Source organism: Mycolicibacterium sp. CBM1 (genome assembly GCF_054073305.1).
This window is the reverse complement of sequence record NZ_JBSXPP010000007.1, coordinates 19,146-35,311: the sequence shown is the minus strand read 5'-3', so window position 1 is coordinate 35,311 and position 16,166 is coordinate 19,146. Positions and strand designations below refer to the sequence as shown.

Here is a 16,166-nt window from a genome sequence, read left to right as displayed (position 1 = left end):
ACGATGAGACCGCATGTCGCCGTTTGTCTGGCCCCGCCCTTGCCGTCCCACGTACCCTGCTCCAACACCAGCCAACCGGGGCGGGGAGAAAGGGCATGCCGATGACGCGAAACTGGCGGACCAAGTCGGTGGAGCAATCCATCCTCGATACCGACGAGCCAGGAACCCGACTGCGCAAGGACCTGACGTGGTGGGATCTGACGGTCTTCGGCGTCTCCGTAGTCGTGGGCGCGGGTATCTTCACCGTCACGGCGTCGACGTTCGCCAACATCACCGGCCCGGCGATCTCGGTGTCATTCGTGATCGCCGCCCTCACTTGCGGGCTGGCCGCGCTGTGCTATGCCGAGTTCGCCTCGACACTGCCGGTGGCCGGCAGCGCCTACACGTTCTCCTACGCCACGTTCGGTGAATTCACCGCATGGATCATCGGCTGGGATCTGATCCTGGAGTTCGCCGTCGGTGCCGCCGTGGTGGCCAAGGGCTGGTCGAGTTACCTGGGTACGGTGTTCGGCTTCGCCGGCGGCGTCGTCTCCGTCGGTCCGCTCGACTTCGACTGGGGCGCATTGTTGATCGTCACCGTCGTGGCCACTCTGCTGGCCAGGGGTACCAAGCTGTCGTCGAACTTCTCCGCGGTGATCACGGTGATCAAGGTGGCGGTGGTGGGCCTCGTCGTCGTCGTCGGGGTCTTCTACATCAAGGCTGCCAACTACTCGCCGTTCGTCCCGCCGTTGGAATCCGCCAAGGCCGGCGCGGGCTCCGAGGTCGACCAGTCGGTGTTCTCGCTGCTGACCGGGGCGGACAGCAGCCACTACGGCTGGTACGGGGTGCTGGCCGGCGCTTCGATCGTATTCTTCGCGTTCATCGGTTTCGACGTGGTCGCCACCACCGCGGAGGAGACCAAGAACCCGCAGCGCGACGTGGCCCGCGGCATTCTGGGGTCGCTGGCCATCGTCACCGTGCTCTACGTCTCGGTGTCGGTCGTGTTGGCCGGCATGGTCAGCTACTCCGAACTGCGCGACAAGGCCCCCGGCGGTCACGCCAACCTGGCTACCGCCTTCTCGCTGAACGGGGTGAACTGGGCGGCCAAGATCATCTCGATCGGCGCGTTGGCGGGCCTGACCACCGTGGTGATGGTGCTGGTGCTGGGCTTGTCCAGGGTGCTGTTCGCTATGGCGCGCGACGGTCTGTTGCCGCGAGGGCTGGCCAAGACCGGCGAGCGCGGAACCCCGGTGCGCATCACCACGCTGGTCGCGGTGCTGATCGCCGTGGCGGCCACTCTCTTCCCGATCAACAAGCTCGAGGAGATGGTCAACGTCGGGACGCTGTTCGCGTTCATCCTGGTCTCGGCCGGTGTCATCGTGCTGCGGCGTACCCGGCCGGACCTGCAGCGAGGGTTCCGTGCGCCACTCGTTCCGGCGTTGCCGGTCGTGTCGATCGCCGCCTGCGGCTGGCTGATGCTCAACCTCAGCGTCCTGACCTGGATCCGGTTCTTCCTCTGGATGGCGATCGGGATCGTCGTCTACCTGGCCTACAGCCGGCGGCATTCCCTTGTCGGCCAGCGGCAGGCTGCGGAACGACTCGGCTGAGCCCCTGGACGTTTTACAAACACCTTTGATTTGTCTAGACACCCGACAAATTTGCCTCTATAGTCAAGTCATCGTTGGTGATGGCACTCACATGGAGGTATAAGTCGTGACATCTCAGCTGGACACCGGCGCCGTTGCGGCACCGTCGACCCAATGGCGTGACAAGAAGCGCTACCTGTGGCTGATGGGGCTCATCGCGCCGACCGCACTGTTTGTGGTGCTACCGATTGTCTGGGGGCTCAACCAGCTCGGCTGGACCACGGCCTCGCAGGCGCTCTTCTGGGTCGGGCCGTTCCTGATCTACGTGCTGCTGCCGGGTCTGGATCTGAAGTTCGGCCGCGACGGCCAGAACCCGCCCGATGAGCTGATGGAGTACCTGGAGAACGACAAGTACTACCGGTACTGCACCTATTTGTTCATCCCGTTCCAGTTCGCCAGCCTGATCTTCGGCGCTTACGTGTTCACCGCGTCGAACCTGAGCTGGCTGGGCTATGACGGCGGGTTGAGCTGGGTGGCCAAGATCGGCCTGGCGCTGTCCGTCGGCGTGCTCGGCGGTACCGGCATCAACACCGCACACGAGCTGGGGCACAAGAAGGACTCGCTGGAGCGCTGGCTGTCCAAGATCACTCTGGCCCAGACGTGCTACGGCCACTTCTACATCGAGCACAACCGTGGCCACCATGTCCGCGTGGCGACTCCCGAAGATCCCGCTTCGGCACGCTTCGGGGAGACCTTCTGGGAGTTCCTGCCGCGCAGCGTGTTCGGCAGCGCCCGTTCCGCAGTGAAGCTGGAGGCAGCCCGAATCCGCCGGCTCGGCAAGAGTCCGTGGGATCCGCGGACCTGGTTGGGCAACGACGTGCTCAACGCGTGGCTGATGTCGGTGGTCCTGTTCGGCGCGCTGATCGCGGTGTTCGGCCCGGCGTTGATCCCATTCCTGGTGATCCAGGCAGTGTTCGGGTTCTCGATGCTGGAGTCGGTGAATTACCTCGAGCACTACGGGCTGCTGCGGCAGAAGAACGACAACGGCCGCTACGAACGTTGCTCACCGCAACACAGCTGGAACTCCGATCACCTGGTGACCAACCTGTTCCTGTACCACCTGCAGCGGCACAGCGACCACCACGCCAACCCGACACGTCGCTACCAGACGCTACGCAGCATGTCCGAAGCGCCCGAATTGCCCAGCGGCTACGCGACGCTGATCGGCGTCACCTACTTCCCGCCGCTGTGGCGCAAGATGATGGACCACCGCGTGATCGAGCACTACGACGGCGACATCTCACGAGTCAACATCGACCCGCGCCGCCGGGAGAAGATCCTGGCCCGTTACGGAGCCACCGCATGAGCGCCTACCAGTGTCCGGTGTGTGACTATGTCTACGACGAGGCCAAAGGGGCTGCCCGCGAAGGCTTCCCGGCCGGGACCGTCTGGTCCGACATTCCCGACGACTGGTGTTGCCCCGACTGCGGGGTGCGCGAAAAGCTCGACTTTGAAGCGATGGAGGTTAAGCAATGACGGGTGAGGACTACAAGCTGTTCGTCTGTGTCCAATGCGGTTTCGAGTACGACGAGGCCAAGGGCTGGCCGGAGGACGGCATCGCCCCGGGCACCCGGTGGGACGACATCCCCGAGGACTGGAGCTGTCCCGATTGCGGTGCGGCCAAGTCGGACTTCGAGATGGTGGAAGTCGCTCGGGGGTGACCACCGTCGAGTCGACTACAGTCGCGCATGTGAAGAGGCCTCGGGTTCCCTATCCCGAGGCCTCTCGCGCGTTGTTGCGGGATTCGGTGCTCGACGCGATGCGCGAGGAACTGCTCACCAAGGATTGGTCGGCGATCACGCTCTCCGACGTCGCGCGCACCGCCGGGATCAGCCGCCAGACGATCTACAACGAATTCGGCAACCGGCAGGGCCTGGCCCAGGGGTATGCGCTGCGGTTGGCCGACCGCCTGGTGGACGCCATCGGAGACGCCATCACCTCCAACGTCGGCGACGTCTTCGCTGCGTTCTCGCAAGGCTTCCGGCTGTTCTTCACCGAGTCCGCGGCCGATCCGCTGGTCATCTCGCTGCTGACCGGGGTGGCCAAACCCGACCTGCTGCAGATGATCACCACCGACAGCGCGCCGATCATCACCCGCGCCTCCGGGCGGCTGACTGAGGCGTTCATCAACAGCTGGGTAAAACCCAGCGTGGAGGATGCCGGCGTCATGGCACGGGCCATCGTGCGGCTGGCGATGAGCTATATCTCGATGCCGCCGGAAGCTGACCACGATGTGGCCCAAGACCTGGCCCGATTGATGACGCCGTTCGCCGAGCGCTACGGTGTTATGGATATTCCCTAGCTGTCAGAGCGCCTGAGCGCCTGTCCCGCGAGCCCGCAGGCTGGGGGTGTCGCCAGCGCGCATCTTTGTGCGCCTACCGGCAATGAACGAACGAATAGGGGCTCTAAAACATGTCTGAACTGACCGTCGACACCCGCAACGGAATCGACTTCAAGGTCGCCGATCTGAGTCTGGCCGAGTTCGGCCGCAAGGAGATTCGGCTGGCCGAGCACGAGATGCCCGGGCTGATGTCGCTGCGTCGCGAGTACGCCGACGTGCTGCCGCTCAAGGGCGCGCGGGTCTCCGGCTCGCTGCACATGACGGTGCAGACCGCGGTGCTCATCGAGACGCTGGTCGCCCTCGGCGCCGAAGTTCGATGGGCGAGCTGCAACATCTTCTCCACCCAGGACCACGCCGCCGCGGCCGTCGTCGTCGGACCGCACGGCACCCCCGAGGAGCCCAAGGGCACCCCGGTGTTCGCCTGGAAGGGCGAGACCCTGGAGGAGTACTGGTGGGCCGCCGAGCAGATGCTGACGTGGCCCGGCGAACCGGCCAACATGATCCTCGATGACGGCGGCGACGCCACGATGCTGGTACTGCGCGGCGCCCAGTGGGAGAAGGCCGGCGTGGTCCCGCCGGCCGAGGACGGCGACTCCGCTGAGTGGAAGGTCTTCCTGGAGCTGGTCCGCAAGAGCTTCGAGAAGGACAACACCAAGTGGACCACCATCGCCGAATCGGTCAAGGGTGTCACCGAGGAGACCACGACCGGCGTGCTGCGCCTGTACCAGTTCGCCGCGGCCGGTGAGCTCGCGTTCCCGGCGATCAACGTCAACGACTCGGTCACCAAGAGCAAGTTCGACAACAAATACGGCACCCGGCATTCGCTGATCGACGGCATCAACCGCGGCACCGACGTGCTTATCGGCGGCAAGAAGGTGCTGATCTGCGGCTACGGCGACGTCGGCAAGGGCTGTGCGGAATCGCTGGCCGGCCAGGGCGCCCGCGTCCAGGTCACCGAGATCGACCCGATCAACGCCCTGCAGGCGCTGATGGACGGGTTCGACGTCGTCACCGTCGAGCAGGCCATCGGTGACGCCGACATCGTCGTCACCTCGACCGGCAACAAGGACATCATCACCCTCGACCACATGAAGGCGATGAAGGACAAGGCCATCCTGGGCAACATCGGCCACTTCGACAACGAGATCGACATGGCCGCCCTGGAGCGCTCGGGTGCCACGCGGATCAACATCAAGCCGCAGGTCGACGAGTGGATCTTCGGTGAGGACGGCAAGTCGATCATCGTGCTGTCCGAGGGCCGGCTGCTCAACCTGGGCAACGCGACGGGCCATCCGTCGTTCGTGATGAGCAACAGCTTCTCCAACCAGGTCATCGCGCAGATCGAGCTGTGGACCAAGAACGACGAGTACGACAACGAGGTCTACCGGCTGGCCAAGCACCTGGACGAGAAGGTGGCCCGCATCCACGTCGAGGCGCTCGGTGGCACGCTGACCAAGCTCACCAAGGACCAGGCCGAGTACATCGGCGTCGACGTCGAAGGTCCGTACAAGCCGGAGCACTACCGCTACTAGACCCGGTCACCGAATCGAAATCGACGCCAGCGTGCATCCCACTCACACTTCCGTGCGCTGGCGTCGATCTCGGCGAGTCGCAACCGCCACGATTCTCGTTGTCGCAATGGCATTCCCACCGCTGGCACATGCCGATCGCGGCTGGGACCCGTACTACAACGAAGACGAGTACACCGAGTTCTACACCCCGCCGAATCCACTTCCGCCCGCACAGCCCGGCGACCTGATCCGCACCGAGCCGTCGCGATTGGTGCTGGAACCCTCCGGGCAACTCGGTGCCATCATGGCTACGGGCACGCGGGTGATGTACCGCAGCAGCGACGGGCGGGGAAACCCGGATGTGGTCACCGGGACGTACTTCGAGCCGTACAACGACTGGCCAGGGGCGGGCCCTCGACCGCTGATCGTCTACGGACCCGGCACCCAGGGTCAGGGCGACCAATGCGCGCCGTCACGGCAGTTCAACCAGGGCATCCACTGGGCGCCATATCTGGACCTCGCGTTCAACTACGAGGAGATGTTCGTCTCCACCTTGGTGGCGCGCGGCTTCGCAATCTTCATGACCGATTACGAGGGCCTCGGGACGATCGGCGTCACCCACACCTATGTCAACCGGCTCTCGGAGGGCCACGCCATGCTCGACGGCGCGCGGGCGGCGATGCGACTTCCCGGCACCTCGCTGAATCCCGCTGGGCCAGTGTCATTCTGGGGTTATTCCCAGGGCGGCGGAGCCGCCGCCTCGGCCGCCGAACTCACCGCGACATACGCGCCCGACGTGCATGTGGTTGGCACGTACGCCGGCGCGCCGCCGGCCGACTTGAAGGAATTGTTGCCCTATGCCGACGGCAGTGCGCTGGTCGGGGTGGTCGGTTATGCGCTGAACTCGCTGATCGCCGCCTACCCCGAGCACGCCGACGAGATCCGCGCGGCGCTGACCCCACGCGGCGAGGACCTCCTGGACAAGGTCAAAGACCAGTGCGTGACCGAGACCGCGACGAAGTTCATGTTCCGGCACCTGCAGCCTTACTTCAACCGCGACATCAATGAGTTGGTCAACTCCGAGCCGTTCTCCAGCCTGTTCGACGAGCAGCGGATCGGGCGGTTGAAGCCGAACGCGCCGGTGCTGATCAACAGCAACCGCTACGACCCTCTGGTGCCGTGGACCGCGGCCAATCAGCTCGGCCGGGACTGGTGTGCGCAGGGCGCCGACGTCGAGTTCCGCACCAACGAGGAGCCGCCGTTTCTGAACAAGGCCGTGGTCAACCACGCGCTGCCGATGTTGGTGGACGGCGAGTCGGCGATGCAGTGGATCGCCGACCGGTTCAACGGCCTGCCGACCACACCGAACTGCGGGCAGTTCTGAGAAGTTAGGCTGCCCGCGTGCTCATCGTCATCGAGGGACTCGACGGTGCGGGCAAGCGCACCCTGACTCAGGGATTGCAGCGAGCCTTCGAGGAGAGCGGCCGTTCGGTGACGACGCTGGCCTTCCCGCGTTACGGCGAGTCCGTGCATGCCGACCTGGCCAGCGAGGCCCTGCACGGCCGGCACGGCGATCTGGCGTCGTCGGTGTATGCGATGGCGACGTTGTTCGCGCTGGACAGGGCCGGGGCCAAGGAGCGGCTGGCAGCCCTGTCCGGCGAGTACGACGTCGTCATCCTGGACCGCTACGTCGCGTCCAACGCGGCCTACAGCGCGGCGCGGCTGCACCAGGACGCCGCCGGCGAGGTGGTGGCCTGGGTGGGTGAACTGGAGTACGGCCGGTTCGGGCTGCCGCGGCCCGACCGGCAGATCCTGCTCGACGCCTCGGTCGAGTTGGCCGCGCAGCGGGCCAAACAGCGCGCCGAGCAGGACGCGGACCGGGCCCGCGACGTCTACGAGCGCGACGACGGGCTGCAGCGGCGAACGGGCGCGGTGTATGCCGAGCTGGGGGCGGCGGACTGGGGTGGCCCGTGGTCGATCGTCGCTCCGGACGTCGATCCGGCCCAGCTGGCCCGGACGCTGGTGCCCTAGCAGCCGAAATGTCGCAACTCGCCCGTGTGGTAGACGGGGTTTGTCGCGATTCGGTGACACCATGGACACCATGAGGCAAAGGATTCTCGTAGTCGACGACGACCCATCGCTGGCCGAGATGCTCACCATCGTGCTGCGTGGCGAGGGTTTCGACACCGCGGTCATCGGCGACGGCTCGCAGGCGCTGACCGCCGTGCGTGAGCTGCGCCCGGATCTGGTGTTGCTGGACCTGATGTTGCCCGGCATGAACGGTATCGATGTGTGCCGGGTGCTGCGGGCGGATTCCGGCGTGCCGATCGTGATGTTGACGGCCAAGACGGACACCGTCGACGTGGTGCTGGGCCTAGAGTCCGGTGCCGACGACTACGTCATGAAGCCGTTCAAGCCCAAGGAGCTGGTGGCTCGGGTCAGGGCTCGGTTGCGCCGCAATGAGGACGAACCCGCCGAGATGCTGTCGATCGCCGATATCGACATCGACGTGCCCGCGCACAAGGTCACTCGCGAAGGTGAGCAGATTTCGCTGACGCCGCTTGAGTTCGACCTGTTGGTGGCGCTGGCACGCAAACCGCGCCAGGTGTTTACTCGAGATGTGCTGCTCGAACAGGTCTGGGGATATCGCCATCCCGCAGACACTCGTTTGGTGAACGTGCATGTCCAGCGGCTGCGGGCGAAGGTTGAGAAGGATCCGGAGAACCCGCAAGTGGTGCTGACCGTTCGAGGAGTGGGATACAAGGCCGGACCCCCGTGATCTTCAGCTCGAGGCGGCGCATCCGCGGCCCTTGGGGGCGGTCGGGGCCCCTGGTGCGGGGCACCAGTGCGCTGAGTCGAGCGATGGCGCTGATCTGGCGGCGCTCGCTGCAGTTGCGGGTCGTCGTGCTGACCCTAGGCTTGTCGGCCGCGGTCATCCTGGTGCTCGGCTTCGTGCTGACCAGCCAGATCACCAACCGGGTGCTCGACGTCAAGGTTCACGCGGCCACCGAAGAGCTCGACCGGGCCCGCAACACAGTCAGCGGCATCGTCAGCGGTGAAGAGGCTCGCTCGCTGGACAGCAGCCTGCAGCTGGCGCGCAACACGCTGATCTCCAAGACCGGTCAGTCGTCCGGCGCCGCGCTGGCGGGCACCTTCGATGCCGTGCTGATGGTCCCGGGGGACGGGCCGCGCGCAGCCACCGCCGCCGGCCCGGATGAGCAGATCCCCAAATCGCTGCGCGAATTCGTCAAGGCCGGCCAGGTCAGCTACCAGTATTCGACGGTGCACACCGACGCCTTCTCCGGTCCGGCGCTGCTGATCGGTACACCGGTGCCTTCGCAGGTGCCCAATCTCGAGGTGTACCTGGTATTTCCGCTGAACAGCGAGGAAAGCACCATCAGCCTGGTCCGCGGGACCATGGTGACCGGTGGACTGGTGCTGCTGGTCCTGCTGGCCGGGATCGCGCTGCTGGTGTCGCGCCAGGTGGTGCTGCCGGTGCGATCGGCGTCGCGGATCGCTGAACGGTTCGCCGAAGGCCATCTGTCCGAGCGGATGCCGGTTCGTGGCGAGGACGACATGGCGCGGCTGGCGGTGTCGTTCAATGACATGGCCGAGAGCCTGCAGCGGCAGATCACCCAACTCGAGGAGTTCGGTAATCTGCAGCGCCGCTTCACCTCCGACGTCAGCCATGAGTTGCGCACCCCGCTGACCACGGTGCGGATGGCTGCCGACCTGATCCACGACCACAGCGAGGAACTCGACCCGGCGCTGCGCCGATCGACCGAGCTTATGGTCAACGAGCTGGACCGCTTCGAGACGCTGCTCAACGACCTTCTGGAGATCTCCCGCCACGACGCCGGTGTCGCCGAACTGTCGGTCGAGGCAGTCGATCTGCGTTCCACGGTCAACAGCGCGCTGGGCAACGTCGGACACCTGGCCGACGAGGCGGGCATCGAGTTGCTGGTGAATATGCCCGACAACGCGGTGATCGCCGAGGTCGATGCGCGCCGCGTCGAGCGGATCCTGCGCAACCTCATCGCCAACGCGATCGACCATGCCGAACACAAACCGGTGCGCATCCGAATGGCCGCCGACGAAGACACCGTCGCCGTGACTGTCCGGGACTACGGCGTAGGGCTGCGCCCTGGTGAGGAGAAGCTGGTGTTCAGCCGGTTTTGGCGCTCGGACCCGTCGCGTGTGCGCCGCTCCGGCGGGACCGGGCTGGGGCTGGCGATCAGCATCGAGGACGCCAGGCTGCACCAAGGCCGCCTGGAAGCATGGGGCGAACCCGGCAAGGGCGCCTGTTTCCGGCTGACGTTGCCCCTGGTGCGTGGACACAAGGTCACCACCAGCCCGCTGCCGCTGAAACCGGTCGCAGGAGAACGCAACGACATCCGAGCCGACCAACGCCCGATACGGCCTCGACAGCCGGCGGGGGAGAGCGTGTGACACGCCGGTTGCTGGCCCTGCTGATCGCCGGGCTGGTCGCGATGTCGACAGGTGCATGCGCCGGGGTGCCCAATACGTCGGCGCCGCAAGCAATCGGCACCGTCGAGCGGCCCCAGCCGAAGACCCTGCCGAAGCCGACGCCCGGCATGGATCCCGACCAGTTGCTGCGCGAATTCCTCAAGGCCACCGCCGATCCGGCCAACCGGCATCTGGCCGCTCGACAGTTCCTCACCGAGTCGGCGTCCAATGCGTGGGACGACCAGGGCAGCGCGCTGCTGATCGACAAGGTGGTATTCGTCGAAACTCGAACGCCGGAGCGGGTATCGGTGACCATGAAGGCCGACATGCTCGGTTCTCTCTCCGATATCGGGGTGTTCGAGACAGCCGGGGGGCAGCTGCCCGACCCGGGTGCGATCGAGCTGGTCCAGACGCCCGACGGCTGGCGGATCAACAAGCTGCCCAACGGAGTTTTTCTGGACTGGCAGCAGTTCCAAGCCACGTATAAGCGCAACACGCTCTACTTCGTCGACCCGACCGGCAAGACGGTCGTCCCGGATCCGCGCTATGTCGCGGTGTCGGATGCCGATCAGCTCGCCACGGAATTGATCACCAAGCTGATCGGCGGTCCGCGACCGGAGATGGCGCGGACGGTGCGCAACCTGATGGGGACGCCGCTGAAGCTGGTCGGGCCGGTGACCCGCGCCGATGGCGGCAAGACCGGCATCGGCCGCGGTTACGGCGGTGCCCGCATCGAACTGGAGAACTTGACCACCACCGACCCGCACAGTCGGCAATTGCTTGCCGCACAGATCATCTGGACACTGGCCCGTGCTGACATCAAGGGCCCGTATGTGATCGACGCCGACGGCACAGCGCTGGATGACCGCTTCGCCGACGGGTGGAACACCACCGACGTGGCCGCCACCGATCCGGGTGCGGTCGACGGAGCATCGGCTGGTGTGCACGCGTTGATCGGCGGCGCGATGGTGTCCCTGGATGGTCAGCGCGCCACTCCGGTGCCCGGCTCCTTCGGCCAAATGCCCGGTCAGGTCGCCGCCGCGCTGTCGCGGACCGGCCAGACCATCGCCTCGGTGATCGTCGCGCGCCCCGGCGCCCCGGACATGGCGTCGTCGTTGTGGATCGGACCGAGTGGGGGAGCGGCGGCGCAGGCCACCGAGGCGCGCTCGTTGACCCGGCCGTCGTGGGCGCTGGACGACGCGGTGTGGGTGGTGGCCGACGGTAACAGCATCGTGCGGGTGATCCAGGAGGCCGCATCCGGGCAGGCCGCCCGCATCCCGGTGGACGCCGCGGCGGTGACATCCCAATTCCCCGGCGCCATAACCGAACTGCAGCTTTCGCGGGACGGGACTCGCGCGGTGATGGTGATCAACGGACAGGTGATTCTCGCTGGTGTCGAGCAGACGCCCGTCGGCGAATTCGCGCTGACATATCCGCGCCGGCTCGGTTTCGGCCTGGGTTCGTCGGTGGTGTCGCTGTCCTGGCGCACCGGCGACGACATCGTCGTGACGCGGACCGACCGGGATCATCCGGTGTCCTACGTCAATCTCGACGGGGTGAACTCCGACGGGCCGGGCGGCAACGTCGCGATGCCGGTCACCGCCGTCGCGGCCAACCCCGCAGCGGTGTACATCGCCGATGCGCGCGGGGTGCTGCAGCTGTCCGGGACCAGCGCTGAGAACGGCCAGTCCTGGTCGGAGGTAAGGCCTTTCATGGTGCCCGGCACGGTGCCGGTGCTTCCAGGCTGAGACGAAGTAGCCGGAGATCGGCGCCGTTGCTGGCCAAGCTGGCTTGATGCACTGGTCAATCGGGTGAATTGTGGACCGATTGTCAAGCCGGTAGCGTTTGCTCTGTGAGTGGGGAGCTGCGGGTCGAACCGGCGGTGCTGGCGGCGGCGTGTGAGTCGCTGAGCGCGGGGGCGCAGCACCTGCAAGCGGGACTGAGGGATCTCAACTCCGAGGTCACGGAGATGTTGGCGTCTTGGCAGGGGTCGGCCGGTGGTTCGTATGCCACGGCCTGGCGGCAATGGCACGAAGGCGCTAGCAAAGTGCAGCGCGCGTTGGCGGTCATTGCGGAGAATGTCGGCCAGGTGGGCCGGGTGTTCGAAGTGCAGGAGCAGGCATCGGCGACGCGGTTGCGGGGCCTCGGCCATGGCTGATGCATTTTCGGTAGATCTCGACCGGCTGGCCGACATCCTCGAGCGGATGACGTCGTATCAATCTTTGGTCGACTCCATGCTTGAGGAATGTGACTCCGTGGTGGCCAACCTGCACGCGACGTGGGAGGGGGCGGCCAGTACGGCGCATGCGGCAGCCCACGAGCAGTGGAAGCAGGGGGCGGACATGATGCGGACAGCGCTGGGGCAGCTACGTTCTGCCGGAGATCATGCCCACACGTCCTATTCGAAAGCCGTCGAGGCGAACCTCAACACCTGGGGGTGACATCAGTGTCACTGCAGGTCGCCCCGGCGGCGCTGTCAGGCGCCGGGGTGTCCGTCGCCGGGATCGGTGATGGGCTGGCAGCTGCGCTGAGCGCCTTGACGGTGGGCTTCAACGCCAACACTGGTCAGGACGCGGCGGGATCGTCGTTCGGAGTCGCTTATCGGGACTCGGCCAGAGCTGTAGTGGAGGCGGTCACGGCCGGGGTCAATGCGTTGCACAACGCCGGGTATCGGATCCAGGGCTCGGCGGCGAACTACTCCCGCGCCGAGGCCGCCGCCGACATCGGCGGGGGCGCGGTACCGTTGCCGGCGCCGGTCTCGCCTGCAATGTACTCGGCGCCATCCGGTGGTCCTGATGTCAACGGGCCTGGGGTTGCGGCACCGCTGTTGTGGAGTCTGGTCGAGGCCTTGGTGGGGGACTTCTGGCCCAACGGTCAACCGAATGAGATGCGCAGCGCCGCCATGGCGTGGAGTGCATTCGCCGCGCCGCTCTACAACGTGACGTCCGACAATGCCGGTGCATACGGCGTCATCGATGCCCAGCAGATGCCGGAGAAGGAGAAAATGAAGGCGGCGGTGCGCGATATCGGCACCGCCATGTCTTCGCTCGCGGGACAGGCGCAGGCCCTCGCTGGTGAGCTGAACAACTTCGCGACGGATGTCGAGACCACTCAGAACGCGGTTCGCAGCCTTCTCGACACACTGAAATCGGTGGTCGGCTCGGTGATGGACCAGGGCATTCTGGGAACTGTCGTCGAGCTGGTGACCGGTGATGTCGAGGAGAAGATCCAGCAGGTCGCCGACGACATCAAAGCTGTCCTGGCCAACCACCGCAGGCAATCCGCCGCCCGCAAGGAAGCCATCGGGATGCTCGTCAACAGCATCGAGAACTATTCGCGCGCGATGGAAACCGTGACTCGCGGCGAACTGGTCCACTATCTGGGTGAGGACGCGGGCCGGATTGTGGCCAACATCAACGATGCCATTACCGACGCGAGTGTCGGGATCGCGAAGGGTGGCATCAACACTGTCGGTGGTATCGCGACGCTCGACCCGATCGGTGATCCCAAGGGCACCTGGGAAACCCTGGAGGGCTTGAGCAAGTCGGCGTCGGCACTCAACCCGCTGACCATGCCCACCGCGTTCGCGGCCGACCCAAAGGGCACTGTCGAGACGCTCAAGGACGTCACCCACTTCGACGACATCGTCAACAGCGATCGACCGTTCATCGGTCTTGGCGAGCTGGGTTTCGACGTCGGTACCGCGATCGTGCCCGGCGGCGCGGCGGCGAAGGCTGGTGCCGGAGTGCGGGCGACCGAGGGTGCAGCAGCGCGGAGTGAGTTCGCCGCCGGTGAACGTGCTGCCGGTGAAGTCGCTGCGATGGGCACTACTGCGGGCCGCTTGGAGGGGGTGGCGGACGCCGCCGGCGGTGTGAAAGCGCGGCTCGATGACATTGCGGACTCACCAACCCCCGCGCCGACGGACACTCCGAAAGGTGGTGCTCCGCAATCGCTCCCGGACGCCTCGAAGCAGACCGTGCCGCCGGTTGCGCGCGAACCCGCGGCTCACGATCCAGCTCCGGCGGTTGGGAAACCGACCTCGGCTCCGGCGTCAGCTGAACCGGTCTCGCCGCCGGTTACGCATACACCCGAGGGTGCCCAAGTACCGAAGGGTGAAATTGGCTCGGCGCGTGGGAGTTCCGAGATAGCTGCGCCTCGACATGCGTCGACAGGTGAAGCAAGTCATGCTTCGAGCGCGCCTTCCTTCGGACAATCTTCAGCGCCTACGACCCAGGGACCAAGTCTTCGGGCTGACGGCATGGAAAATGGCGGTGGTGTCGGACCACCGGGTGGCGCTGTTCACAGCGAGGGAGGGGGTCTGCACGACGGTGGCGGGAGCAGAGGCGGTTCGGATGATCATCAACCGAACAACCCGCCACATACTGGTCTACACGATCCGCCGGAAAACCACGGCGTTACTGGTCATCAACTGCCGGATCTGACCGATATCAATAACGAGTACCGCATGCCCAGCGGGGCAGTCGATCCGGAACGCTTTGACGAATGGGCGGAGAAGGTTTCGGAGAGATATCCACAGATCTCTCCGGAAGGTGTCGGGGGAGTCTATAACTACAGTTCCGAACTTTTCCAGGGAATGAATCCCTATCTGCGTGAAGCGGATTCACTGGACTTGGAACAGCAAGACCTGCTCGGCGCGCGGTCTGTCGCCGATATGACGTCGGAACAGCGAGTGATCTGGGAAGACCGGATCAGGGATACGGATGACGGGCTGGCTGCGCTGCCCCCGTACCGCGCTGACCCCTCAGACCTGACGTCAACGACGTGGCGGGGAATGCGAGCGTCGGACTCCCTGCTTGCTCGACTCCACGAGGGACAGATCTTCCATGACCCGGGATATATGAGCACGACCACTGACTCTTTTGTGGCAGAGTCTTTCGCGAGAGGCGCAAGACCGGGTGAGACACCCACTTTGATAGAAGTTGTCGGAGACGACGGAGTAGCTATCAGCCCGCTGTCGAAGTTCGCGGACGAATCTGAGGTCCTGTTCCCTCGTGGCTCAAGCTTCGAAGTGTTGGCGCGGACAACCGGCGGGGACGGTATCGTGAGAATTGTTATGAGGCAAGCTAAATGACAGATTCTGTAGGACTAGATTCACCTGTCTCGATTGCAGAGTGGCTGGGACGCCATCTGACCAAGGGCGAAGGAATGAGGCGGCCGTACAGGCGGAAATGGGAGAACGGCGGTTGTCCCCCGAAGTACTCGTTGGGAAGTCGCCCTTCTGCGCGAGTTGCGATACTGGCGACGGGAATCGCTTCGCTAGATCAACCCACTTCAGGGGTGGAAAATGGCGTGGTTATCAGTATGGATCGCCTGTCCGTCAGGGTTTCCGCGGACCGAAGCGACCCTGGTGACGGGCCGCCTCGGGAATACCTAGTCCAGATCTTGGGCGGTCCCGTCAACTATGTAGGTAACTCACCTGAAGTGGTCATTGCACTGTTACGTGGGCTCCTGCTACCGCCCGCTCCGCGTCGTGATGTGGAAGTCGTGCAGATCGGCTTTCCCGGCCACGAGCGAGATGAAGTCACTTACGTCGGAAGCTGGCAATGGGATATTCACGGCGAAGCGCGTGGACCAGAATTTGTCGACAGAGCGGTGGCAGCGACCCTCGCTGCTATCGATGCGGCCGGAAAGGATTGACGCGTGGCAGACGACATCGTGACAACGCTTTCGCGTCTGCCTGCAATGCCGGCAATCACATACCGAGGCATGGCTGGACCCAAACCGAGTTCATCCTTCACCCTCAGTGGGATTCTGCCTACTTCAATGGATCCGCGCGTTGCCAGCGAGAACTTCACCGCCGAATGGCTAGCCGCGATTGTCAGCATCAGCGGTCGTCTTGTGGCGCCGTTCGCGCGGTATCGCGAAGAGCAGGAGATCGCCATGCTCCCCGGAACGTTGCTCCTTCTCGCCGGCTCAGTCGATGTCCCCGGGCTGTCGGACAGTGTGGTGCTCCTCGCCGAGCCAGGGGATGCGCCCGGATTGCCCGCCGATTCAGCGGCTCTGAAACAAGCTGTCATCCAACAGATCACGAGTTCATTGGCACGCCCCGCTGTCGTGGTCAACACTCCGGGCCGATTCGCATTCCGGCCGCCCCAGGCATGAGATGTCAGTGACAGATCGAGATGAGACGCGTGCCCACGCACTTTCGGCGCTCGCACGCCTGGCTGAAGAACAAGTTAGGGGGCGCTACGCGACCACGCG

The 16,166-nt window shown here is 65.2% G+C and carries 16 protein-coding genes; all 16 read left to right on the top strand.

Annotated elements, in window-relative coordinates:
- The first annotated feature begins 101 nt into the window (after positions 1 to 101).
- The 16 genes from ACXDF8_RS11665 (at position 102) to ACXDF8_RS11590 (ending at position 16,067) form a co-directional block, all read left to right on the top strand.
- Entirely contained in the window at positions 102 to 1,586 is a 1,485-nt protein-coding gene (locus ACXDF8_RS11665; RefSeq protein ID WP_457223599.1) for an amino acid permease, read from the top strand.
- A gap of 184 nt (positions 1,587 to 1,770) precedes the next feature.
- Positions 1,771 to 2,931, top strand: coding sequence for an alkane 1-monooxygenase (locus ACXDF8_RS11660; RefSeq protein ID WP_457223598.1), 1,161 nt, complete (start codon positions 1,771 to 1,773; stop codon positions 2,929 to 2,931).
- On the top strand, positions 2,928 to 3,101 hold the full coding sequence (locus ACXDF8_RS11655) for a rubredoxin (RefSeq protein WP_457223418.1): 174 nt from the start codon (positions 2,928 to 2,930) through the stop codon (positions 3,099 to 3,101). Before ACXDF8_RS11660 ends, ACXDF8_RS11655 begins: the two co-directional genes overlap by 4 nt.
- Positions 3,098 to 3,286, top strand: a complete 189-nt coding sequence (locus tag ACXDF8_RS11650; RefSeq protein ID WP_457223417.1) for a rubredoxin — start codon at positions 3,098 to 3,100, stop codon at positions 3,284 to 3,286. Before ACXDF8_RS11655 ends, ACXDF8_RS11650 begins: the two co-directional genes overlap by 4 nt.
- Positions 3,283 to 3,927 carry a TetR family transcriptional regulator AlkX gene (gene alkX, locus ACXDF8_RS11645; protein WP_457223416.1) on the top strand — a complete coding sequence of 215 codons (645 nt, stop codon included), beginning with the start codon at positions 3,283 to 3,285 and terminating at the stop codon, positions 3,925 to 3,927. The genes ACXDF8_RS11650 and alkX overlap by 4 nt, the downstream gene beginning before the upstream one ends.
- Before the next feature lie 110 nt (positions 3,928 to 4,037).
- Positions 4,038 to 5,498, top strand: a complete 1,461-nt coding sequence (gene ahcY / locus ACXDF8_RS11640; RefSeq protein WP_457223415.1) for an adenosylhomocysteinase — start codon at positions 4,038 to 4,040, stop codon at positions 5,496 to 5,498.
- A gap of 106 nt (positions 5,499 to 5,604) precedes the next feature.
- Positions 5,605 to 6,861, top strand: a complete 1,257-nt coding sequence (locus ACXDF8_RS11635; protein ID WP_457223414.1) for a lipase family protein — start codon at positions 5,605 to 5,607, stop codon at positions 6,859 to 6,861.
- Between the two features lie 17 nt (positions 6,862 to 6,878).
- Positions 6,879 to 7,508 (top strand): dTMP kinase, encoded by a 630-nt coding sequence (locus tag ACXDF8_RS11630; RefSeq protein WP_457223413.1) that lies wholly within the window; start codon positions 6,879 to 6,881, stop codon positions 7,506 to 7,508.
- Positions 7,509 to 7,569: 61 nt separating this feature from the next.
- Positions 7,570 to 8,256 carry a two-component system response regulator MtrA gene (mtrA, locus tag ACXDF8_RS11625; RefSeq protein WP_071947075.1) on the top strand — a complete coding sequence of 229 codons (687 nt, stop codon included), beginning with the start codon at positions 7,570 to 7,572 and terminating at the stop codon, positions 8,254 to 8,256.
- Positions 8,253 to 9,926: an MtrAB system histidine kinase MtrB gene (gene mtrB, locus ACXDF8_RS11620; protein ID WP_457223412.1), complete on the top strand. Its 1,674-nt coding sequence runs from the start codon at positions 8,253 to 8,255 to the stop codon at positions 9,924 to 9,926. Before mtrA ends, mtrB begins: the two co-directional genes overlap by 4 nt.
- Complete coding sequence (gene lpqB / locus ACXDF8_RS11615) at positions 9,923 to 11,692, top strand: MtrAB system accessory lipoprotein LpqB (protein ID WP_457223411.1); 1,770 nt, start codon at positions 9,923 to 9,925, stop codon at positions 11,690 to 11,692. The genes mtrB and lpqB overlap by 4 nt, the downstream gene beginning before the upstream one ends.
- A gap of 104 nt (positions 11,693 to 11,796) precedes the next feature.
- Positions 11,797 to 12,102 carry a WXG100 family type VII secretion target gene (locus ACXDF8_RS11610; protein ID WP_457223410.1) on the top strand — a complete coding sequence of 102 codons (306 nt, stop codon included), beginning with the start codon at positions 11,797 to 11,799 and terminating at the stop codon, positions 12,100 to 12,102.
- Complete coding sequence (locus ACXDF8_RS11605; RefSeq protein ID WP_457223409.1) at positions 12,095 to 12,385, top strand: WXG100 family type VII secretion target; 291 nt, start codon at positions 12,095 to 12,097, stop codon at positions 12,383 to 12,385. The genes ACXDF8_RS11610 and ACXDF8_RS11605 overlap by 8 nt, the downstream gene beginning before the upstream one ends.
- A gap of 5 nt (positions 12,386 to 12,390) precedes the next feature.
- Positions 12,391 to 15,036, top strand: coding sequence for an ADP-ribosyltransferase (locus tag ACXDF8_RS11600; RefSeq protein WP_457223408.1), 2,646 nt, complete (start codon positions 12,391 to 12,393; stop codon positions 15,034 to 15,036).
- Between the two features lie 311 nt (positions 15,037 to 15,347).
- A complete protein-coding gene (locus tag ACXDF8_RS11595; protein WP_457223407.1) occupies positions 15,348 to 15,602 on the top strand; it encodes a hypothetical protein in 255 nt (84 codons plus the stop codon).
- A gap of 3 nt (positions 15,603 to 15,605) precedes the next feature.
- On the top strand, positions 15,606 to 16,067 hold the full coding sequence (locus ACXDF8_RS11590; protein ID WP_457223406.1) for a hypothetical protein: 462 nt from the start codon (positions 15,606 to 15,608) through the stop codon (positions 16,065 to 16,067).
- Positions 16,068 to 16,166 lie beyond the last annotated feature (99 nt).